This window comes from Microvirga sp. BF8, assembly GCF_059888585.1.
Genome location: NZ_CM187619.1, coordinates 4,403,598 through 4,423,869 on the forward strand (window position 1 = coordinate 4,403,598; position 20,272 = coordinate 4,423,869).

Here is a 20,272-nt window from a genome sequence, read left to right on the forward strand (position 1 = left end):
CCCGGGATCCATAACCCTGCCGGTTTCCGATCCGGTGCCGTCAGCGGTTATGGGTTCCCGCCTTTGCGGGAATGACGGGGAGAGGTTTGATCGAAGGACACTGATAAGGAGAAACCCATGTCCCTCAAGATCCGTCTGACCCGTGGTGGCGCGAAGAAGCGTCCCTACTACCGCATCGTCGTCGCGGATTCGCGCTCCCCGCGCGACGGCCGCTTCATCGAGAAGGTCGGCACCTACGACCCGATGAAGCCGAAGGACGACGCCGGCCGCGTCATTCTCGACACCGAGAAGGTCCAGGCCTGGCTCGCCAAGGGCGCCCAGCCGACCGACCGCGTCCTGCGCTTCCTCGACGCCGCCGGCCTCCTGAAGCGTTCGCCGCGCAACAACCCGCAGAAGGCGGTTCCGGGCAAGAAGGCCCAGGAGCGCGCCGAGGCGAAGGCCGCCGCGGCCGCCGCTCCTGCCGAAGGCGAGGCTGCGTAAGCGCCTATGCGGAGACAGGGTGAGCGCCATCACCCCTCCCGACAGGAGGGGTCGACGCATGCGAGTGCGGCGGGTGAGGGGCGTGTCCTTTCCGGACAGCCCTCACCCCTCACCCGGACCTCCGGTCCGACCTCTCCCCCTGGGAGAGGCGACACACCGCGGGACGATCTCGTCCTCGTCGGCGAGTTCGGCCGCGCCCATGGCCTCAGGGGCGAGGTGCGGCTGAAATCCTTCACAGGGGATCCGGCGGCGATTGCGACCTACAATCCGCTGGTCACGGCCCAGGGCCGAAAGCTTGCCCTGAAAAGCGTCCGCCCCGCCGGGGGCGCCGCGCCCGACATGCTGATCGCGCGCATCGACGGCGTTTCCTCGCGCGAAGCGGCGGAGGCGTTGAACCGCGTCCCGCTTTTCGTCGAGCGCAGCAAGCTTCCTCCACCCGAGGAGGAAGACGAGTTTCTTCTCGCCGATCTCATCGGCCTCGCGGTCGAGGACGAGGCCGGCGCGGCGGTCGGCACCATCGTCGCCGTGCCGAACTACGGCGGCGGCGATCTTCTCGACATCAAGTCCGCAGCGACCGGCGCGACCGCGCTGCTGCCGTTCACGAAGGCCTTCGTTCCGGTGGTCGACATCGCCGCCAGGCGCGTCGTCGCCGCGCTGCCGGAGGACTTTTTCGCACGCGCTCGTCCCGGACCCGAGGACGAAGCGTGACGTTCAGCGCGACGATCCTCACCCTTTACCCCGAAATGTTTCCCGGACCGCTGGGCCTCTCGCTGTCCGGTGACGCGCTGGCGCGGAGCGTCTGGTCTCTGGAGGCGCGCAACATCCGCGATCATGGGCTGGGCCGGCATCGCAACGTGGACGACACCCCGGCGGGCGGCGGCGTCGGCATGGTCCTGCGCTGCGACGTGATGGCGGCGGCACTGGACGCGGCGGTGGCGCCGGACGACCCGCGTCCGAAGCTGCTCATGAGCCCGCGGGGCAAACCGTTGACTCAAGGTCGTGTGCGCGACCTCGCGGCCGGTCCGGGCGTGGTGATCGTGTGCGGCCGGTTCGAGGGGGTCGACGAGCGGGTGATCGAAGGACGCAACCTCGAGGAGGTCTCCATCGGCGATTACGTGCTCTCGGGCGGCGAGATCGCCGCCCTGGTCCTGCTCGACGCCTGCGTGCGGCTTCTTCCCGGCGTCATGGGCAAGGAAGCCTCGGGCCATGAGGAGAGCTTCGAGGGGAATCTCCTCGAATATCCGCAATATACGCGCCCCCGCGAATGGGAGGGGCGGCCGATCCCCGAGGTCCTGCTCAACGGCAACCACGCCGCCATCGAGAAGTGGCGGCGGGCAGAAGCGGAGAGGATCACGAGGGAGCGCCGGCCGGACCTGCTGGACAGGCCCGGCGCTTAATCCCCCGCCGCGAGCGGCCGCAAGGGCCGGCTCAGACGGAGCTTCCATTTGAGATTGACGCCTGCGCTGCCAAGCAGAATCAGCGCGATGCCGGCCCACTGGGCCGGGGCAAGCTCGCGCCCATAGGCGACATAATCGACCAGGATCGCAACCGCAGGATAGACGAAGGACAGAACCGCGACGCGCGCCGTGGGCAATTTCTGAATGGCGGAATAAAGCAGGATATACATGATGCAGGTATGTCCGACGCCGAGGATCGCGAGATAGAGCCACTGGATCTCCCGGGAGGGAAGGGCCGAGAAATCGGCGAACGGCGCCAGCATCAGCGTGCCCAGGACTGCCTGCACCAGTGCGATCAGGTGCGGCGGGATCTCCTTCAGATGCTTGGCGACGATGGACGTGACCGCGTAGAGACCGGCGGCGCCGAGCGCGAGGCCGAGGCCCGCGAGATAGCCGCCGGCGAGCGAGAAGCCCGTGGCGTCGATCTTCACCACCATCAGTAGCCCCGCGAAGGCGATGGCAATGAAGCCCCAGGCGTCGCGGCTCGGATACTCGCCGAACAGGACCATGCCCAGCAGAATCAGGAAGAAGGGCTGCATGTTGTAGACGGCCGTGGCGATGGAAATGGAGGTCAGCGCGTAGGCCGAGAACAGCAGGACCCAATTCAGCACGATGGCGGCCCCACCCAGGAGGGCCAGAAGGAACGTCGTCCGGGTGAAGCGCCAGGGAAGGAGAAGCCCGCGCCAACTGCAATAGGCCAGGAGGCCGAACGCGCCGAAAAGGCAACGGAAGAACACCACGTTCCAGATCGATTGTCCGGATTCGATGACGAAGAAGCCGATGGTGCCCGACATCGCCATGGCGCCTACCATTTCCAGCCAACCGCCGCGCTCTGCCCGTCCCGTCATTGGAGCCTCCTGTGATCCGGCATGACTTTACCGGCGGAGCAGCGAGGCGTACCTTGGAGTTGTAAGGCGAAAGTCGGAAAGAGGTTTTGAAGCAATGGCTCTCTCGTCAAAAAGGCTTCGAAATGAAAGTCCGGTGCTCGATGACGTCGACAGGGCGCTTGTCGAGGCCCTGGCGGCCAATGCCCGCCTGTCCCTGGCCGATCTGGCCCGGGCCGTCGGCCTGTCGGCGCCGAGCATCGCGGAACGGCTGCGCCGCCTCGAGGAGACCGGTCTGGTGAACGGCTACACGGTCGATCTCGACCCCAGGGCCCTGGGCTATACTCTCACCGCCATCGTGCGCGTCAGGCCCCTGCCGGGCCAGCTTCACATGGTCGAGAAACTCCTGACCGAGAGCCCGGAGGTCATCGAGTGCGACAAGGTCACGGGGGACGACTGCTACATCGCCCGCTATGTCCTGCGCAGCATCGACGAGCTCGACCCGATCCTCGACAAGATCGCCCAGCGGGCGCAGACGAGCACCTCCATCGTCAAGGCCACGCCGGTCAAGCGCAGGCTTCCGCCTCTGGCCATCCCGTGAGGCAGTGATTGCCCATCGACAAAGCCCGGGAACTCCTGTATAGCCGCCCGCAATTCACAACAGGACGCCGAAATCCCGCAGGTCCCGAGATCGCTCGAGGCCATGCAACGGCAGGAGTTTAGACATGAACCTCATTCAGCAGCTCGAGCAAGAGCAGATCGCCAAACTCGGCAAGACCATTCCGGACTTCCAGCCCGGCGACACCGTGATCGTCAACGTCAAGGTGAAGGAAGGCGAGCGTTCCCGCGTGCAGGCCTATGAAGGCGTCTGCATCGCCCGCTCCGGTGGCGGCCTCCACGAGAGCTTCACCGTCCGCAAGATTTCCTACGGCGAGGGCGTCGAGCGCGTCTTCCCGATCTATTCGCCGATGATCGATTCCATCAAGGTCGTGCGCCGTGGCGCCGTCCGCCGCGCCAAGCTCTACTACCTGCGCGACCGTCGCGGTAAGTCCGCCCGTATCGCCGAGCGCGCCGAGCGTCAGGACAAGAGCGACGCCGCTTCCGCCGCCAAGTAAGCGGCTTTCGCGAACAGCGAATTCAGGAAAGCGCGGTCCAAAGCCGCGCTTTTTGCTTATCTGGCTTAGGCCAGCTCCAGGCTATCGCGGCGTTCTAAAAATTTTGTTGCGTGGCGCGGCTTGCCCGCTATGCATTGATTTCAACGCCGTGCGCTCCCGGGACGCCTTTTCGTCGTCCGCGAGACCGGCTAAACACCCGACCGTACTCTTTTGGCGTATGTTGGATCGAGAGAAACCATGGCAGACCCCCGCACCCTCTATGACAAGATCTTCGACGAGCATGTCGTCGACCGGCAGGATGATGGGACGTGCCTCCTCTACATCGACCGCCACCTCGTCCATGAGGTAACGAGTCCACAGGCCTTCGAGGGTCTGCGCATGGCTGGCCGGAAGGTGCGCCAGCCGGGCAAGACCCTGGCGGTGGTCGACCACAACGTGCCGACCACGGACCGCTCCAAGGGCATCGACGACCCTGAATCCGCCATGCAGGTGGAGACCCTCGCCCACAACGCCGAGGAATTCGGCGTCGAATACTACAACGAGCGCGACACCCGCCAGGGCATCGTGCACGTGGTCGGGCCGGAGCAGGGCTTCACCCTGCCGGGCATGACCATCGTCTGCGGCGACAGCCACACCTCGACCCATGGCGCCTTCGGGGCGCTCGCCCACGGCATCGGCACGTCGGAGGTGGAGCATGTGCTCGCCACGCAGACCCTGATCCAGAAGAAGGCCAAGAACATGCGCGTGACCGTGGACGGGCAGTTGCCCGCCGGGGTCACGGCGAAGGACATCATCCTCGCCATCATCGGCGAGATCGGCACTGCCGGCGGCACCGGCCATGTGATCGAATATGCCGGCGAGGCCATCCGGGCGCTCTCCATGGAAGGCCGCATGACGGTCTGCAACATGTCGATCGAGGGCGGTGCCCGCGCCGGCATGGTCGCCCCGGACGAGAAGACCTACGCCTATCTGAAGGACCGCCCCAAGACGCCGAAGGGCGACGCCTGGGAGGCGGCCCTGCGCTACTGGGACACCCTGCGCTCGGACGAGGGCGCCTTCTTCGATTCCGAAATCCGCCTCGATGCTGCGAACCTGCCGCCGATCGTGACCTGGGGCACCTCGCCGGAGGACGTGATCTCGGTCACGGGCGCGGTTCCGAACCCGGACGACATCGCGGACGAGAACAAGCGCCGCTCCAAGTGGCGCGCTCTCGACTACATGGGCCTCAAGCCAGGCCAGAAGATCACCGACATCGCCCTCGACCGGGTGTTCATCGGCTCCTGCACCAATGGCCGGATCGAAGACCTGCGCGCCGTCGCGAAGGTCGTCGAGGGCAAGCGCGTGGCGGAAACCGTCAACGCCATGATTGTCCCAGGCTCCGGCATCGTGAAGATGCAAGCGGAAGCGGAAGGCCTCGATCGCATCTTCAAGGCCGCCGGCTTCGAGTGGCGCGAGCCTGGCTGCTCCATGTGTCTCGCCATGAACGCGGATCGCCTCGCCCCGCAGGAGCGCTGCGCCTCGACCTCGAACCGCAACTTCGAGGGCCGCCAGGGCTTCAAGGGCCGCACCCATCTCGTCTCCCCGGCCATGGCGGCGGCGGCGGCGATCGCGGGACGGTTCGTGGATATCCGCAGCTGGGCTTGAGCCCGGGCTTGACCCGGGGACTGGCCGATTCACGACACAACAAAAAGCGGCGATCCGGATGGGTCGCCGCTTTTTGTTGTGAAGGGGAGCGAGGCTTAGTCGACGTAAACCCGACGTCCGCCGCCGACGACCTGGCGGCACACCTCCGTCGGGCGACGAACGACCACGCCGCTCGGGCGGACATGCTCGCGCATCACCGTGCGGCACACGGTGCGCGACCGGGCCGGACGCTCGACCACCCGCCGTTCGATGACACGCTCGCGATAGCCAGGACGATAATGGTCGCGCTCGATGCTCACGCCGCCGGGGCCGACGCGCACATTCATGTCCTGGGCCGAGGCAACGCCGGAGCCGAAGACCACCAGCCCGGCCGCAGCCAGGATTCCGAGAAATTGACGCATGAGAACCTCATCTCTGCTAAATGATAGTCGGGACGGACAACGTCAGGCTTCGCAACCCGTTCCCTAACGTCAGCGGGCGATGATGCGCGAGGAGGGCTTCATGGGCGACAGGCAGGAAGAATCCCGCAAGATCCTCGAAGGCGTTGAGCGGGATACGGAAACTATCGGCTCGTCCTCCCTCCATCGCATGAGCCGGCGCATGGCGGATCATTTCGGCGGGCGCGATGCCATCGGCGAAGCGGAGGGCGGCGGCACCGACCCTGTCGAGCTCTGGGGCCGCCGGATCGGACGCAGCTTGTCGGTGATCGGCTTCGTGGTTCTCGTCTATTGGCTCGCCGTTCAGCTCCGGCTTCTCTGATCCCTTACGACCATGAAACATCTCGCATCCCTGCACGCGCCGTCCATTGCCGATTTCGAGGCCCTCGCGCACGAGGCCTATGCGCGCCTGCCGCAGGAATTCCGGCAGCTCTGCGAGGGCGTTGTGATCCGCGTCGAGGATTTTCCCGACGATGAGACCCTGCGGGACATGGAATGCGAAACGCCGTTCGACCTGCTCGGCCTGTTTCGCGGCATCGGCCTCGCGCAAGGCCATGCCGTGATGGCGACCGGTCAGTTCCCGAACATGGTCTGGCTCTACCGCCGGCCGATCCTCGATTACTGGGCCGAGCACGAGGAAAGCCTGGGGGATCTCGTCACCCACGTGCTGGTGCACGAGATCGGCCACCATTTCGGTCTCTCGGACGAGGACATGGAAGCGATCGAGGCCGCAGCGGGGTGAGGCCCCGCTTGTCGAAGGAAGAGGATTTGTGCCGGGAGCGGCCGCGTCGAATTCTCCTGCTTCGAGATTCCGTCCGTCCTATCGTCCCGTCGCGATCCGCTCGAGAAATGCGGCCGGCTCCAGCCGGTTGGCAACGAGGAAGTCGCGATAGACGCCGGCGGCCTGCGCGCGATGTCTGTCATAGGCATCGGGATCGAACTTGATCAGGTTCCTGAGGCGCGTCCGTGTGAGGGGTGCAACGAGTTCGCCGGCCTCGACATGTGGCACGCCGGTGTTCTCGCAGAGCTCACGGGTACGGGAATCGATCGTGACCGTCAGGCCCATGCATTCGGCCTGCAATGCGAGGGCGACGCCATGATAGCGGCAGCCGATCGTCAGATCGTGGCGGCGAAGGGCGTCCATCCACGCCGGGACGTCATAGAATGACCGCATGTAGTTGCGGCACCACGCCTTGAACTCCTCCGCGGAATAGTGCGGAACCGTATGGTCGTGGATGGCTTGCAGGGCCTGAGGCTCGATGGCGTCGAAGAGACCGCGCGAGGCCTTGATCATCTCGCCCATGGATTGGACGACGTATTGGCCCGGAGCGATGGGATCCATCATCAGTCCGATGAGCTGATGTTCGATCTCGCGCGTCTTCAGCCAGGATTGATGGCCGGCCGTGACGGAGATCGCACGGGGCAGGGCGACGTGCTTCCAGCGCGCCGCGATCCTGCGGCCCAGCCCAGGCTCCTGATGGATGAAATAGGACGGGCAGCCGCCCGGCAGCGAGCCTTTGAGATCCAGCTTGTCGAGTTGTGAGCTCGTATAGGCGCCGCGCGTGTAGATGTTCGACGATGTCGAGGACGGATTGGAGCGCGCAATGACCTGGGCCCATCGCAACGTGCCCGGATTGAGCGCGATGTCATGGTCGTAGCTGTCGGCCTGGGCCCCAAGGCCGATGGCAACGACGGGCAGCCCCGATTCCTCGAGGTTCGTGGCCATGCGGCCGTAATCCGTATGGCGGCCAAGCTGATTGGCACAGGGGATCACGACGATGTCCGCGTTGTCCTGCAACGTCTTTGCGGAGACACCCCACCCATAGAACTTGACCGGATTGACGATCTGGCTTGCGACCGCATGGACGAATGCGAGATTGCCATTGTTATGCCCGATCCCGGTATAAAGCTCCTCGAACGAGGCATTGGAATAGAGGCCGAGAGACGGGGTTTTCCAGAGCATGGCGACGCGCCGTGGCGCCGAGGTCGGCTTCCGGATCGGCCTGTCCTGTCCGGCCACCGTCTCCAGCGTCGTTGTCTGCAGCATGTCCGCTCACCTCATCGCTTCCAGAAACACCTCTATGGAAGCTGGGGGAGGACGGCAAGTATCAATCCATCACATGGACTGTATTGACGCAGTAACAATGCTCCTAACAGGAAAATAGAAACGATTTAATTCGAAAATCGAAATAGTTTTCGGACATGGTTGCTGTTTTCAGGTCGTCCTGGCCGACACGGGATGCGGCCGCTGAGTCTACCGGGGCCGGCTTAACGCAGGCTCGATCTCATCGCCAATCGTTCCTCTTCATCGAGCTGTTCAAGCAGTGCCTTATGGCGCTCCGGAAGCTGCAATTCGGGAATATTCGTATAGTGCTCGCGGAGAAGATGGCCGATTACGAGGGCGACATGATTGCTTGGAACCTTGAGAGTATTGGGGAGTTGCAGCCCCCTGATCTGACTTTCATTCACCGGCATGGCATCGCTCCACCATTCTACTGTCGCTTGACCGTCAGTAAGCCAACTAAGACGATCCGGATCGGTTTCAGCGTAGCCGCCGCCAGACTTCAGCCTTGTCTTCGAGGGGGCCATCCGGAATGCGCGAGATCGAGTGCCGAGCGACCGGTCGAGTTCCGCTGCCGACCCGGAACGTTTCGAACGGGCAAATTTGCCTTCTGGCTGGATTGGATCCGCGCTCCTATCGGAGGAGACGATAGCTCACCGGATCGTCCGGGCAGATATTCGGACCGCATTCGACGAACGTGCCGACGACGTTTGCGAGGGTGATGGCGATGACGAGGAACACCGCCGTCGTCTCGAACGCACCAATGCGCGGCGCTTCGGCCGTCTCCTTGAACTGCCGGTCGGACAGGAGCACGGCGGCGATCAGCAGGATCGCGGCGGCGAAGCACAGAAAGGCCCATGTGTAATAGTGATAGCCGAGCACGGCGGAGCCGTAGCCCGGATCCCCCGGCATGATGTGCAGGAGAATCTGGCGCATGGCGATGCCCGCGCCCAGCAGGGCGGCGAGGAGCGACAGGGCGTAGTGGCTCGGTCTCGGACCGAAGCGGACATTGAGGATCGGCCCGACGGCGAGCCCCGCGAAGGCCACGCGCTGCAGGAGACACAACGGGCAGGGCAGTTCGTGCAGCCAGAACTGCATGACGAAGGCCGCCAGGAGGATCAACGCGACGGCATAGAGGCCGAGGGCATTGAGAGTGACGGCAAGGCGCGGCGTCAGCATCGGATCGACCTCAGAAGGACAGTGGCAGCTTGTCGGTGGCGTGGTGCAGGTAATCGGCCACGCTCAGAACCAGCGACAGGCCGAAGAGACCGAGCGTGACGGCCCGGTGGCCGAACCACCCGGTCAGCATCGCCAGCGCGAAGAGAAGAAAAAGAACTGTCTGATCCATGCGCCGCCCCGGGAAGCACCGTCGCTGTAGCATTTATTCCTTAACGGAAAGGATGCCGACGGCAACGCTCCTCCTCCGGGGGAGAGGTGAGGGAATGCGGACCCGGCTCCGCCCATTGTCCGGGAACGGCAATGGCAGCACCGTCCGGGCGCGACCGTGTTGGGCCTAGTCCTGGAGCAGCGCCTTTGATATGAGGCTGCAACGGCGGATCTGCCGCCCGAGGATGGAAAGACGATGGACAAGTTCACTGTGCTGGAAAGCGTCGCGGCGCCGCTGCGGATCATCAATGTCGATACCGATATGATCATTCCCAAGCAGTACCTGAAGACGATCAAGCGCACGGGACTTGGAACCGGGCTCTTCTCCGAGATGCGCTACCGTGAGGATGGCTCCGAGAACCCCGATTTCGTGCTCAACCAGCCGGCCTATCGCAAGGCGCAGATCCTGGTGGCGGGCGACAATTTCGGGTGTGGCTCCTCCCGCGAGCATGCGCCCTGGGCTCTGCTCGATTTCGGAATCCGCTGCGTCATCTCCACCAGCTTCGCCGATATTTTCTATAACAACTGTTTCCAGAATGGCATCCTGCCCATCGTCGTGAGCCCGGAGGACCTGGAAAAGCTCTTCGACGACGCGGAGCGCGGCGCCAACGCGACGCTCACGGTCGATCTCGAGAACCAGGAGATCCGCGGTCCCGATGGCGGCAAGGTCAGGTTCGACATCGACCCGTTCCGCAAGCATTGCCTGCTCAACGGCCTCGACGGCATCGGCCTGACCATGGAAAAGGCGAAGACCATCGACACCTACGAGAAGAAGCTCGGCGAGCGCGCCTGGGCCTAGAGACTGGCTTTGCCGGTCATTCCGGGGCCGCGCAGCCGGGCCAAGCGCGGCTCCGGCCCCGTTTTCACAAGATTAACCAAATTCCCTGCAATGTGCCGGGCATGAAGAACTTTCTTGCCCCCACTCTCTTCGTTCTCGCCGGCCTCGCTGCCGCGGCACCGGCATCGGCTCAGGCGGATTTCCGCTCCTGTCTGTCCTCCCTGCGCAGCCAAGCGGCGGCCAAGGGGATTTCCGGCCAGGCTTTCGATGTGGCGACACGCGGCGTCGAGCCGGACCTGAAGATCCTCGAGCTCATGGACAACCAGCCCGAGTTCAAGACGCCGATCTGGGACTATCTCGCTGCCCTCGTCGACGACGAGCGGGTCCAGGACGGCCGGTCCGCCATGCGCCAGTGGGGGCAGGCGCTGGCTGCGGCGGAAGCGCGCTTCGGCGTCGACCGATACGTGATTGCCGGTGTCTGGGGCGTGGAATCCAATTTCGGCAAGGATATCGGCGGGCGGCCCCTGGTCCAGTCGCTCGCGACGCTGTCCTGCTACGCGCCGCGCCGCCGCGAGTATTTCACCGGCGAATTGATGTCGACTCTCAAAATCGTCCAGGACGGCGATATCGACCCCGCCAACCTGCGTGGTTCGTGGGCCGGGGCCTTCGGCCATACCCAGTTCATGCCCTCCACCTTCCAGCGCCTCGCGGTCGACGGCGATGGCGACGGACACCGGGACATCATGATGTCCGTGCCCGATGCCGTGTCCTCGACAGCCAATTTCCTGAAAAAGGCCGGCTGGGTGAATGGCCTGCCCTGGGGCTACGAGGTGCGGCTGCCGTCCGGCTTCAACACGAGGCTGGCCGGCCGCAAGAGCAAGCGGCCGCTCTCGGCCTGGGCGTCCATGGGCGTTACCCATGTCGACGGCCGGCCTCTGTCCGGCAATTATGCCGCCGGCATCATCATCCCCGCCGGCGCGAACGGGCCCGCCTTCGTCGTGACGAGGAATTTCGACGCGGTCTATTCCTACAACGCCGCCGAATCCTATGGTCTCGCCATCGCGCTTCTCGGTGACCGCCTGAAGGGCCAGCCCGGCATCCGCGCAGCCTGGCCGACCGACGATCCGCCCCTGTCCCGCGCCCAGCGCCGCGAGTTGCAGAAGCTTCTCACGGCCCGCGGCTACGATGTCGGCGAGCCGGACGGCAAGATCGGCCAGAAGACCCGCGACGCCATCAAGGACGTGGAGCGCCAGATCGGCCTCGAGCAGCGCGGCCGTCCCGGCGGCAAGGTCCTGCAGGCGCTGCGAGGCTGATGCTGCGATGTCCCTGGCGAGTCTGTTGCTGTTCGTTCCAGCCTGCTTTGCCCTGAACCTGGCCTTTGGCCCCAACAACCTTCTGTCCCTCACCTATGGATTGCAGCAGGGGGTGCGCACGGCCATCCTTGCCTCGGGAGGACGACTGGTCGCCTTCGCGCTGATGATCGGACTCACGGCCCTCGGTGTCGGCGCGGTGCTCGCCGCGTCGGACATGGCGTTCACGATCCTCAAATGGGCGGGGGCCGCCTATTTGGTCTGGCTGGGGATCAAGATCCTGCGCGCTTCCGGCTCTGTGGTGGCCTCCATCGAGTCCGCGCCCCGGCGCTCCCTGAGGGACCTCGGCCTGCAGGAATTCTGGACCGCCATCGGCAACCCCAAGGCCATCCTGATCTTCACGGCCTTCCTGCCGCAGTTCATCGAGCCTCAGTCCTACTGGACGAGCTTCGCGCTGACGGGCCTGATCTTTCTCGTGCTCGAAGCGGTTGCCGTGCTCTTCTACGCGGTGCTTGGTCAGAGATTGAGCGCCCTGAGCCGTAACAGGCGCGTCTTCGGCTGGCTGAACCGGTTTTCCGGTGCGACCATGGTCGCATTCGGCATCGCTCTCCTCTTCACACGCAGACCCGCGTGAAGAGCGCAGCCATGAGGCCTCTCGCCTAGAGCAGCGCATCCTATGTTGCGAAAGTCCCCGTCCACTTTCCACTGATTTGGACCGCCGGTTCGGGACGGTGCACTAACGGATGGATTGCGGCGGCCGGGGATTCTGGGGTGTAGTGCCGCCCATGCTCATCGGAATCCTGACCGACATCCACAGCAACCGCGAGGCGCTTTCAGCCTGCCTGGCGCATGCGCGGGCGCATGGGGTCGATCGCTTCATTTTTCTTGGCGACTATGTCGGATACGGCGCGGATCCCGTGTGGGTCGTGGAGACGATCATGGCTCTGGCGGACGTGGGCGCCATCGCCCTTCTCGGAAACCACGATGCCGCTATCGACGGCTCCGACGAAAACATGAACGCAATCGCCCGGGAGGCGATTCGCTGGACGCGCACCCGGCTGAATCCGGACCATCGGAACTTCCTCTCGAATCTCCCTCTGGCTTACGAGGAGGGGGACACTCTCTATGTCCATGCCAACGCCTATGCCCCGGGCAATTGGGACTACATGTCCGGGCCGATGGAGGCCTCACGGCATTTCATGCGGGCCACCAACCGCATCACCTTCTGCGGTCATGTCCATGTGCCGATGCTGTACCACATGAGCACGACCGGAAAGGTGGCTGCTTTCACCCCGGTGGCCAACAACGATATCCCTTTGCTTCCAACGCGCTCCTGGCTGGCGGTGATCGGCGCCGTCGGACAGCCGCGAGACGGCATTCCGGCCGCGAACTACGCCATCTACGACACGGCGCAGCAGAACCTGCGCTACCTGCGTGTGCCTTACGACTCCGCCACGGCGGCGCGCAAGGTGCGCGAGGCGGGTCTTCCGGAAAAGCTCGCCGAGCGGCTGGAGCAGGGGCGATAGGATGCGCTCGCGCCTCAGCCGGGGGATGGTCATCGACGGCTTCGAGCTCCAGGAGCATCTGGGCACCGGAGGGACGGCCCAGCTCTGGATCGTGCGGCGCGCCGGAGATCCGACCCCCCTCATCATGAAGATCCCGCTTCTCGGCGACAGCGACAATCCGCTGCCCGTCGTTTCCTTCGAGACGGAGCAGATGATCATGCCGCGCCTTTCGGGGCCGCATGTCCCCCGCTTCGTCGCGGCAGGCGGCCTGGAGCCGCAGCCCTACATCGTCATGGAGCGGATCCCCGGCCCGTCGCTCAAGGAGCGCCTTGCGCAGGTGCCGCTGCCCTGGAGCGAGGTGGTCGGGATCGGGGCAAAGGTGGCCCGTGCCCTCCACGACCTCCATCGCCAACGGGTCATCCACCTGGACGTGAAGCCGAGCAACGTCATGTTCCGGGAGACCGGAGAGGCCGTTCTCATCGATTTCGGATTCTCCCGGCACGAGCTTCTGCCGGATCTTCTCGACGAGGAGTTCCGCCAGCCTTTCGGCACAACGCCCTATATGGCCCCGGAACAGGTCCTGCAGGACCGGTGCGATCCGCGCAGCGATCTCTTCGCGCTCGGCGTCATGCTGTACTTTTTCGTGACCGGGGAGCGCCCCTATGGCACGCCCAAGGGCGGTCAGATCCGCCGGCGCCTGTGGCGGGACCCGGTTCCGCCGCGAGCCCGGAATCCGGATTGCCCGCCATGGCTCCAGGAGGTCATCCTGCGCTGCCTGGAGATCGACCCGAACGACCGATATGCGACCGCGGCCCAGCTCGCCATGGACCTGGAGAACCCCGAGCAGGTCTCCCTGACCGACCGCGCTCAAAGACTCAGGCAGGACAGCGGGATGCAGGCCGTGAGGCGCTGGCTCAGGGCCCGCTGCGCGAAGCCCCTGGCCGCTCCCAATGTCTCCAGTCAGCTGTCGCGGGCGCCGATCATTCTCGCTGCCGTCGACCTCTCGCCGGAGGGCGAGGATCTGGCCGATTCCCTGCGGGTTCTGGTTGGGCGTTTCCTGTCCCTGCAACCGGGGGCCCGCGTCGCCTGCATCAATGTCCTCAAGACCTCACGCGTCGCCATCGACATTCTCGAGGACGAAGAGGGCAACAGCCTCCACGTTCAGCGGCTGATCCGGCTCAAGCACTGGGGCGCCGCGCTCGACGTTCCGAAGGAGCGAATCACCTACAGCGTGCTGGAAGCCCCCGATCCTGCGGCGGCGCTGATCGACTATGCCCGCCGGAACAACGTCGATCACATCGTGATCGGCGCGCGGGCCTCGTCCGCCCTGCGGCGCTATCTCGGGAGTGTCTCGTCGCAGGTCGTGGCCGAAGCGCCGTGTTCCGTGACCGTCGTCCGCAATCCCAAACAGAGCCGGCCGGGAGGAGAACGGGCGAGCTCCGCGCCGCCACTCGCCTAAGGGCCAACGCGACAAAGGCTTGCCAAGCTCGTGTCGGCGCGCCTAAACCCTCCCGTCACCGCCCGGCGGATCCCTGGCCATCCACGCCATTCCTGCGAGGGCGGCGTCACCCCGTGCTCCCGAAACCTTGCTTTGAGACGCAGCCCGAGGCTGCTCACCCAGGGTAAGGGCGGCCGGACGAGACAGGACTGCCCGGCAGGGTGCCGGGCAGGACGATCCATTTTCGAGCGAGGAAACCGCATCATGGCAACGCACAAGCTTCTCCTTCTCCCCGGCGACGGCATCGGTCCGGAGGTCATGCACGAAGTCGAGAAGATTGTGGGCTGGTTCGCCAAGAACGGCATCGGCTTCGAAACCGAGACGGATCTCGTCGGCGGGACTGCTTATGATGCCCACGGCGCCTCGATCTCGGAGGCCGCGATGGAGCGCGCGCAAGCGGCCGATGCGGTCCTTTTCGGCGCTGTCGGCGGACCGAAATGGGACAGCGTTCCCTACAACGTGCGGCCCGAAGCCGGCCTCCTGCGCCTGCGCAAGGACCTGGGTCTCTTCGCGAATCTCCGCCCGGCGATCTGCTATCCGGCGCTGGCCGATTCCTCCTCCCTCAAGCGCGAGGTGGTGGAAGGGCTCGACATCATGATCGTGCGCGAGCTGACCGGCGGCGTCTATTTCGGCGAGCCCAAGGAGCTGGTGACCCTCGAGGACGGCCAGCAGCGCGCCGTCGACACGCAGATCTATACGACGAGCGAAATCGAACGCATCACCCGCGTCGCCTTCGACCTCGCAAAGAAGCGCCGCAACAAGGTCTCCTCTGCCGAGAAGAGCAACGTCATGAAGACCGGCGTGCTCTGGCGCCAGATCGTCACGCGGCTCCACAAGGCCGAGTTCGCGGATGTGCAGCTCGAGCACGTGCTCGCGGACAACTGCGCCATGCAGCTCGTGCGGAATCCGAAGCAGTTCGACGTGATCGTCACCGACAACCTGTTCGGCGACATCCTGTCCGACATCGCCGCGATGCTGACGGGTTCGCTCGGCATGCTGCCCTCGGCGTCCCTCGGTGCTGTGGATCCGAAAACCGGCAGCCGCAAGGCGCTCTACGAGCCTGTCCACGGCTCCGCTCCCGACATTGCCGGCAAGGGACTCGCCAATCCCATCGCCATGATCGGCTCCTTCGGCATGGCCCTGCGCTATTCCTTCGGCCTCATCGAGGCGGCGGACCTTCTCGAGAAGGCCATCGCCAATGTGCTGGCCTCCGGCACGCGCACGAAGGACATCGCGGCCCCCGGCGCCAATGCCGTCGGCACGAAGGACGTCGGCGACGCGATCGTGAAGGAACTGAGCGCGCTGTCGTAACCTCTCCGGAATTGGCCGTGGCGGCGGAGATCGCCGCCCGGCCATCTTCAGCGGATGGAGCCCGTCGACTCGATGTTTGGATTGAAATCGAGCGGCGGGAACGGATTCCGCGCACCGACGAAGGGGCCGTTCGTAATCGGGTCGGGCAGATTGGCCGATCCGAAGCGCCCTCCCTCCGGCGCATAGGGCGGGCTCAGGAGATAGGATTGCGTCTGCCCCCGGCCGGTATAGCCGGGATTGATCGAGCCGGGCGCTACGACGTTTCCCGGATCGAGAAAGCTGCGGGGCGTGACCCGGAAGGTGAGGGGGCGATCTCTATTCTGCGCCTGCGCCGTGGCCGAAAAGGCGGCGGCCGCAGCCAGGGATGCCAAACCGAGGGTGACGAAGCGGCGCATCATCAATCTCCAACGTAGCCGTCAGCAAAGGCGCCATTCTGCTCCGCCCGCGCCTTTCCTCGAATTCGGCGGATACTTGGAAAAATGGCCCGGTCGCTTAAATTGTTCCGCTTTGGTGGCTGGGTCTTTCGGCGTGCGCCGTGAGGAAGGACGAAGTTTGGACCGACACGACGACATCATCGAACTGAAGGCGAAGGATCGCCTGTCCCTCCTTGGCCGGACTCCCCTCGTGGCCGAGACTCCAGAGGAAGGCCTCGACGATGAAACGACGCCCATCACCCGGTTCTTCGTCCGCAATAACGGTCTCGTACCGGAGGTGGGAGAGACGCCGGAGGACTGGAGCCTGTCGATCGACGGCGAAGTCGACAACCCGATCCATATCACTCTTGCCGAACTGAAGCGGCGCTTCCCCGTCAAGACCTTCCGCATGGTCCTGGAATGCGGCGGCAATGGCCGCGCCTTCTTCGACCCGCCGGCCGAAGGCAATCCCTGGACCAACGGCGGTGTCGGCTGCGCCGAATGGACCGGCATATCGCTCGGCGATGTCCTGCGCGCAGCGGGACTGAAGCCTTCCGCGATCTATACGGCCCATTACGGCGCCGATCCCGACAGGACCGGGAGCCGCGACACGCCGTCAATCTCCCGGGGCATGCGGCTGGAAAAGGCCCTGGAGGAGCACACACTCCTCGCCTTCGCCATGAATGGCGAGCCTCTGCCCCTGCTCCATGGCGGCCCCCTGCGCCTCGTCGTGCCGGGATGGCCGGGATCGCTCAGCCAGAAATGGCTGAGGCGGATCTGGATCCGCGACCGGGAACACGACGGGCCCGGTATGACCGGACTGTCCTATCGAGTTCCCGTGGATACGATCCCGCCCGGGTCGAGTGGGGAGGGGGTCCCGTTGCGGATCCTCGAATCCATGCCCGTGCGCAGCATCATCACCTTCCCTGCGGACGGCGCATATTATCCGGCAGGGACGGATCGGGTTGCATTGCGCGGAGCCGCCTGGGCCGGGGACGATACGGTCTCGCGGGTCTCGCTCTCCCTCGACCGGGGCGAAACCTGGGTCCATGCGGCGCTGGCGCCGTTGCGCAACCGCTACGACTGGACGCGCTGGTCGGCGGAACTCCCTGTTCCGGCCGATGGGTCCTACGAGATCTGGGCCCGCGCCACGGATTCGGCCGGATGCACGCAGCCGCTCCTCCCGGACAATTGGAACCCGAACGGTTACGGCTGCAACGCCGTCCACCGGGTTGCGATCAGGGTCGGAGTGGCGGCCTGACGCTGGCGGCGGCCGTACGGGCGGCCTGCGTGCAGGAATCGGTGCGATTGCGCTCGGCGCGCGCGAAAAGGCCTTTCAGGGTGGCATTCTCGGCGCTTGCCAGGGACAGCCTGTCGATGAAACAGGCGGTCTGCACCGGGTCGATGCTCTGCGGATCGCTGCCGCAGAGCCAGCCCTGGAAGCCGAACTTCGATTCGGGATCCGCGAAGCGGAAGGCCTGGCATGTCTGCTCGGTCGCGCCTGCGAGGGTCACCTCCGCCATTTCCACGGGCCCGAACTTGGTCGCCGCCATCCGGCTCTGCGCATTGCGGACGACCGAAAGGCCGGCCTCAGCGGCCCGGCGGACGATGTCGATGAAGAAACTGCGCGTCGCGTTTTCCGCGAGGCCCTGGACGAGGCTGACCCGGGCGTGGCGGGCGTGGCCGACCTGTCCGAGCACGAGCGTGTCCTCCCGCGCACCGGACCTGTGCTGACGCGCGACGAAGGTCGCCGGGGCAAATGCCTTGTCGAGGCCATAGACCGGTCCGGCCTGCGGCAGAGGCCGCCACATCGGCGGCGGTGCAACAAGGACCGAGGCCGGGACATCCTTCGGCTCGCCCGAGGGCATCGAGGGCCCGTCGTGGCGGGCGAAATAGACCAGGACCGCGATGCTGAGCCCGGACAGCAGGGACATCCGCAGCCAGGGCAGCCGGGACCGGGAACGTGACGCCGGCTGCTCGTCCCGATGGTCGAGCAGGTCGTCGTCATCCCAGTCAGGGTCGATCGCCCTTGCCATGATGCTCCAGTCCCAGGCGGAGGTCTTCCGCAGGGGATTGTTCTACCGTAGCATCCGCGCGCGTTCGAAAGCTTTCGTTCAGCATCCTGAATCAAGGGTTACCAGTGCCTGCCATGTCGACGACCTCTTCCCGTCTTCCGGTCAGCATTCGTCTCGCGGAGAGCGACGACGCCCCAACCGTTGCCGCCCTGATCGGCGCGATCGATGCGCACTATGCCAAGGACGGCTACCGCTCGGACCGGGACGCTACGCTCGCCATGGTGCGGCATTCCATGCAAACGGAGGAGGGGACCCGCTATGCCCTCGCATTCCGGGAAGGGCGGGCCATCGGTCTCGCATGCTTTGCCCTGCTGCGGCCGGGCTTCAGGCTTGGCGGGCTTCTGTTCCTCAAGGAGCTTTTCGTCGTCGAGGAGGCGCGTGGCCAGGCGGCCGGGGCGGCGCTGATGGCATGGCTCGCGGACTTCGCCCGTTCGCGCGGGATCACCCGGATCGACCTGACGACCGACAGCGGCAATGCCGGGGCGCAGAGGTTCTACGAGACGCTCGGAGGCGCAAGGCAGGACAAGGTCTATTACCGGTTCTTTCTCGACAAGGCGGCCGGGGAGGCGGTTCCGCAGGCTTGATTCGCAAGAATAACTTGACGGCGCTTCGGCTTTGATGTGTTGCTGAAACGAGCTTCGGCCCGGCAAGCGGGCCCTGCAATGGACGATGGCAATGACGCTGCTCACCACGACGAGCAAAACGAAAACCGTCACGACGGCCGCGAAAACGGCCGCCTAAGCCTCGTCGTCCCCGGTCCTCTCTCCCCTCGGGGCGAGAGGCGATACCCGAAACGGGTTCTCAAGATCTCCGGGGAGAGTGAAAACAGGAGAAGTCCAATGGGTTACAAGGTCGCCGTTGTTGGCGCGACGGGCAATGTGGGCCGCGAGATGCTCAGCATCCTCGCCGAGCGGGCCTTTCCGGCCGATGAGGTGGTGGCGCTCGCCTCCCGCCGCAGCCAGGGAACGGAGGTTTCCTACGGCGACAAGACGCTGAAGACCAAGGCGCTCGATACCTACGATTTCTCCGATGTCGATCTATGCCTCATGTCGGCGGGCGGCGAGGTCTCGAAGGAATGGTCGCCCAAGATCGCCGCCCAGGGCGCGGTGGTGATCGATAACTCCTCCGCCTGGCGCTATGACGCGGACGTGCCGCTGGTGGTCCCGGAGGTCAATGCCGAGGCCGTGCGCGAGATGCGCAAGGGCATCATTGCCAATCCGAACTGCTCCACGGCCCAGCTCGTGGTTGCCCTCAAGCCGCTGCACGACCGCGCGACGATCAGGCGTGTGGTGGTGGCGACCTACCAGTCGGTTTCCGGCGCGGGCAAGGACGGCATGGACGAGCTCGACCGCCAGACCAAGGCCCTCTATTCCCTCCAGGACGTGCAGGAAAAGAAGTTTCCCAAGCGCATCGCCTTCAACCTGATCCCCCAGATCGACGTGTTCATGGAGGACGGGTTCACGAAGGAAGAGTGGAAGATGATGGCGGAGACCAAGAAGATCCTCGATCCGAAGATCAAGCTCACCGCCACCTGCGTGCGCGTGCCGGTCTTCATCAGCCATTCCGAGGCGGTGAACGTGGAATTCGAGAAGCCGATCACGGCGGACGAAGCCCGCGACATTCTTCGCTCGGCTCCCGGTATCGTGGTCATCGACAAGCGCGAGCCCGGCGGCTACATCACGCCGCACGAAGCCGCCGGCGAGGACGCCACCTATATCTCCCGCATCCGCGAGGACATCACGGTCGAGAACGGCCTCGCCTTCTGGTGCGTCTCGGACAACCTGCGCAAGGGTGCGGCCCTGAACGCGATCCAGATCGCGGAAGCGATGGCGAACCGCAACCTCCTGCCTTCGAAGAAGAAGGCGGCCTGACCGCGGTTCATCGGTCGGAAAGGCAAAGCCGCTCAGGCATTCGGTCGGTCGCACTGCATTTCAATGGCCGGAATTTTCCGGCCATTTTCTTTTGCGCAGCGGCGGG

The 20,272-nt window shown here is 65.0% G+C and carries 25 protein-coding genes; 17 read left to right on the top strand and 8 right to left on the bottom strand.

Annotated features, from left to right (window positions below; translation table 11 throughout):
• Window positions 1-117 precede the first annotated feature (117 nt).
• From rpsP to trmD, 3 genes are read left to right on the top strand one after another with little or no spacing between them, the layout of a single operon-like run.
• Window positions 118-480 carry a 30S ribosomal protein S16 gene (gene rpsP, locus AC522E_RS20770; RefSeq protein WP_500748119.1) on the top strand — a complete coding sequence of 121 codons (363 nt, stop codon included), beginning with the start codon at window positions 118-120 and terminating at the stop codon, window positions 478-480.
• Window positions 481-486: 6 nt separating this feature from the next.
• Complete coding sequence (gene rimM / locus AC522E_RS20775; RefSeq protein WP_500748120.1) at window positions 487-1,188, top strand: ribosome maturation factor RimM; 702 nt, start codon at window positions 487-489, stop codon at window positions 1,186-1,188.
• Window positions 1,185-1,877, top strand: a complete 693-nt coding sequence (gene trmD, locus AC522E_RS20780) for a tRNA (guanosine(37)-N1)-methyltransferase TrmD (RefSeq protein ID WP_500748121.1) — start codon at window positions 1,185-1,187, stop codon at window positions 1,875-1,877. Before rimM ends, trmD begins: the two co-directional genes overlap by 4 nt.
• On the opposite strand, the gene AC522E_RS20785 is transcribed toward trmD, so the two are convergent.
• A complete protein-coding gene (locus AC522E_RS20785) occupies window positions 1,874-2,785 on the bottom strand; it encodes a DMT family transporter (protein ID WP_500748122.1) in 912 nt (303 codons plus the stop codon). The two genes, trmD and AC522E_RS20785, sit on opposite strands and share 4 nt — an antisense overlap.
• Window positions 2,786-2,879: 94 nt before the next feature.
• Here AC522E_RS20785 and AC522E_RS20790 point away from each other — a divergent pair, with 94 nt between their 5' ends.
• The 3 genes from AC522E_RS20790 (at window position 2,880) to leuC (ending at window position 5,520) form a co-directional block, all read left to right on the top strand.
• The gene (locus tag AC522E_RS20790; protein ID WP_500748123.1) at window positions 2,880-3,362 is read left to right on the top strand and encodes an Lrp/AsnC family transcriptional regulator; all 483 of its coding nucleotides are present in this window, start codon (window positions 2,880-2,882) and stop codon (window positions 3,360-3,362) included.
• 124 nt (window positions 3,363-3,486) lie between these two features.
• Window positions 3,487-3,876 (top strand): 50S ribosomal protein L19, encoded by a 390-nt coding sequence (gene rplS, locus AC522E_RS20795; RefSeq protein ID WP_500748124.1) that lies wholly within the window; start codon window positions 3,487-3,489, stop codon window positions 3,874-3,876.
• A gap of 237 nt (window positions 3,877-4,113) precedes the next feature.
• Window positions 4,114-5,520, top strand: coding sequence for a 3-isopropylmalate dehydratase large subunit (leuC, locus tag AC522E_RS20800; protein WP_500748125.1), 1,407 nt, complete (start codon window positions 4,114-4,116; stop codon window positions 5,518-5,520).
• Between the two features lie 95 nt (window positions 5,521-5,615).
• On the opposite strand, the gene AC522E_RS20805 is transcribed toward leuC, so the two are convergent.
• A complete protein-coding gene (locus AC522E_RS20805; RefSeq protein ID WP_500748126.1) occupies window positions 5,616-5,921 on the bottom strand; it encodes a hypothetical protein in 306 nt (101 codons plus the stop codon).
• A 100-nt stretch (window positions 5,922-6,021) separates the two neighbouring features.
• Between AC522E_RS20805 and AC522E_RS20810 the strand changes: the two genes are divergently transcribed.
• Both AC522E_RS20810 and AC522E_RS20815 read left to right on the top strand, forming a co-directional pair.
• Window positions 6,022-6,279: a hypothetical protein gene (locus tag AC522E_RS20810; protein ID WP_500748127.1), complete on the top strand. Its 258-nt coding sequence runs from the start codon at window positions 6,022-6,024 to the stop codon at window positions 6,277-6,279.
• Between the two features lie 12 nt (window positions 6,280-6,291).
• Entirely contained in the window at window positions 6,292-6,699 is a 408-nt protein-coding gene (locus AC522E_RS20815) for a metallopeptidase family protein (RefSeq protein WP_500748128.1), read from the top strand.
• A gap of 78 nt (window positions 6,700-6,777) precedes the next feature.
• Here the strand turns inward: AC522E_RS20815 and AC522E_RS20820 are convergent, their stop codons facing one another.
• The 4 genes from AC522E_RS20820 to AC522E_RS20835 all read right to left on the bottom strand — a co-directional run bounded on the left by AC522E_RS20820 (window position 6,778) and on the right by AC522E_RS20835 (window position 9,367).
• A complete protein-coding gene (locus AC522E_RS20820) occupies window positions 6,778-8,004 on the bottom strand; it encodes a polysaccharide pyruvyl transferase family protein (protein ID WP_500748129.1) in 1,227 nt (408 codons plus the stop codon).
• A 221-nt stretch (window positions 8,005-8,225) separates the two neighbouring features.
• The gene (locus AC522E_RS20825; protein ID WP_500748130.1) at window positions 8,226-8,546 is read right to left on the bottom strand and encodes a hypothetical protein; all 321 of its coding nucleotides are present in this window, start codon (window positions 8,544-8,546) and stop codon (window positions 8,226-8,228) included.
• A gap of 106 nt (window positions 8,547-8,652) precedes the next feature.
• Window positions 8,653-9,198 (bottom strand): disulfide bond formation protein B, encoded by a 546-nt coding sequence (locus AC522E_RS20830; RefSeq protein ID WP_500748131.1) that lies wholly within the window; start codon window positions 9,196-9,198, stop codon window positions 8,653-8,655.
• Between the two features lie 10 nt (window positions 9,199-9,208).
• Window positions 9,209-9,367 carry a DUF5993 family protein gene (locus AC522E_RS20835; protein ID WP_500748132.1) on the bottom strand — a complete coding sequence of 53 codons (159 nt, stop codon included), beginning with the start codon at window positions 9,365-9,367 and terminating at the stop codon, window positions 9,209-9,211.
• A gap of 234 nt (window positions 9,368-9,601) precedes the next feature.
• Between AC522E_RS20835 and leuD the strand changes: the two genes are divergently transcribed.
• The 6 genes from leuD to leuB all read left to right on the top strand — a co-directional run bounded on the left by leuD (window position 9,602) and on the right by leuB (window position 15,807).
• Window positions 9,602-10,204, top strand: coding sequence for a 3-isopropylmalate dehydratase small subunit (leuD, locus tag AC522E_RS20840; RefSeq protein ID WP_500748133.1), 603 nt, complete (start codon window positions 9,602-9,604; stop codon window positions 10,202-10,204).
• Between the two features lie 101 nt (window positions 10,205-10,305).
• Entirely contained in the window at window positions 10,306-11,496 is a 1,191-nt protein-coding gene (locus tag AC522E_RS20845; RefSeq protein ID WP_500748134.1) for a lytic murein transglycosylase, read from the top strand.
• Between the two features lie 7 nt (window positions 11,497-11,503).
• Window positions 11,504-12,127 carry a LysE family translocator gene (locus tag AC522E_RS20850; RefSeq protein WP_500748135.1) on the top strand — a complete coding sequence of 208 codons (624 nt, stop codon included), beginning with the start codon at window positions 11,504-11,506 and terminating at the stop codon, window positions 12,125-12,127.
• Window positions 12,128-12,278: 151 nt separating this feature from the next.
• A complete protein-coding gene (locus tag AC522E_RS20855) occupies window positions 12,279-13,019 on the top strand; it encodes a metallophosphoesterase family protein (RefSeq protein ID WP_500748136.1) in 741 nt (246 codons plus the stop codon).
• Window position 13,020: 1 nt separating this feature from the next.
• Complete coding sequence (locus AC522E_RS20860) at window positions 13,021-14,457, top strand: serine/threonine protein kinase (RefSeq protein WP_500748137.1); 1,437 nt, start codon at window positions 13,021-13,023, stop codon at window positions 14,455-14,457.
• Window positions 14,458-14,700: 243 nt separating this feature from the next.
• A complete protein-coding gene (gene leuB, locus AC522E_RS20865) occupies window positions 14,701-15,807 on the top strand; it encodes a 3-isopropylmalate dehydrogenase (RefSeq protein WP_500748138.1) in 1,107 nt (368 codons plus the stop codon).
• 47 nt (window positions 15,808-15,854) lie between these two features.
• Here leuB and AC522E_RS20870 read toward each other — a convergent pair whose 3' ends face one another.
• The gene (locus tag AC522E_RS20870) at window positions 15,855-16,205 is read right to left on the bottom strand and encodes a hypothetical protein (RefSeq protein ID WP_500748139.1); all 351 of its coding nucleotides are present in this window, start codon (window positions 16,203-16,205) and stop codon (window positions 15,855-15,857) included.
• 154 nt (window positions 16,206-16,359) lie between these two features.
• Between AC522E_RS20870 and AC522E_RS20875 the strand changes: the two genes are divergently transcribed.
• Window positions 16,360-17,481 carry a sulfite oxidase gene (locus tag AC522E_RS20875; protein WP_500748140.1) on the top strand — a complete coding sequence of 374 codons (1,122 nt, stop codon included), beginning with the start codon at window positions 16,360-16,362 and terminating at the stop codon, window positions 17,479-17,481.
• Here AC522E_RS20875 and AC522E_RS20880 read toward each other — a convergent pair.
• On the bottom strand, window positions 17,459-18,256 hold the full coding sequence (locus AC522E_RS20880) for a hypothetical protein (protein WP_500748141.1): 798 nt from the start codon (window positions 18,254-18,256) through the stop codon (window positions 17,459-17,461). The genes AC522E_RS20875 and AC522E_RS20880 overlap by 23 nt on opposite strands.
• Window positions 18,257-18,369: 113 nt before the next feature.
• On the opposite strand from AC522E_RS20880, the gene AC522E_RS20885 reads away from it, so the two are divergent.
• Both AC522E_RS20885 and AC522E_RS20890 read left to right on the top strand, forming a co-directional pair.
• Complete coding sequence (locus AC522E_RS20885) at window positions 18,370-18,879, top strand: GNAT family N-acetyltransferase (protein WP_500748142.1); 510 nt, start codon at window positions 18,370-18,372, stop codon at window positions 18,877-18,879.
• Window positions 18,880-19,134: 255 nt separating this feature from the next.
• Window positions 19,135-20,166, top strand: a complete 1,032-nt coding sequence (locus AC522E_RS20890) for an aspartate-semialdehyde dehydrogenase (RefSeq protein WP_500748143.1) — start codon at window positions 19,135-19,137, stop codon at window positions 20,164-20,166.
• Window positions 20,167-20,272 lie beyond the last annotated feature (106 nt).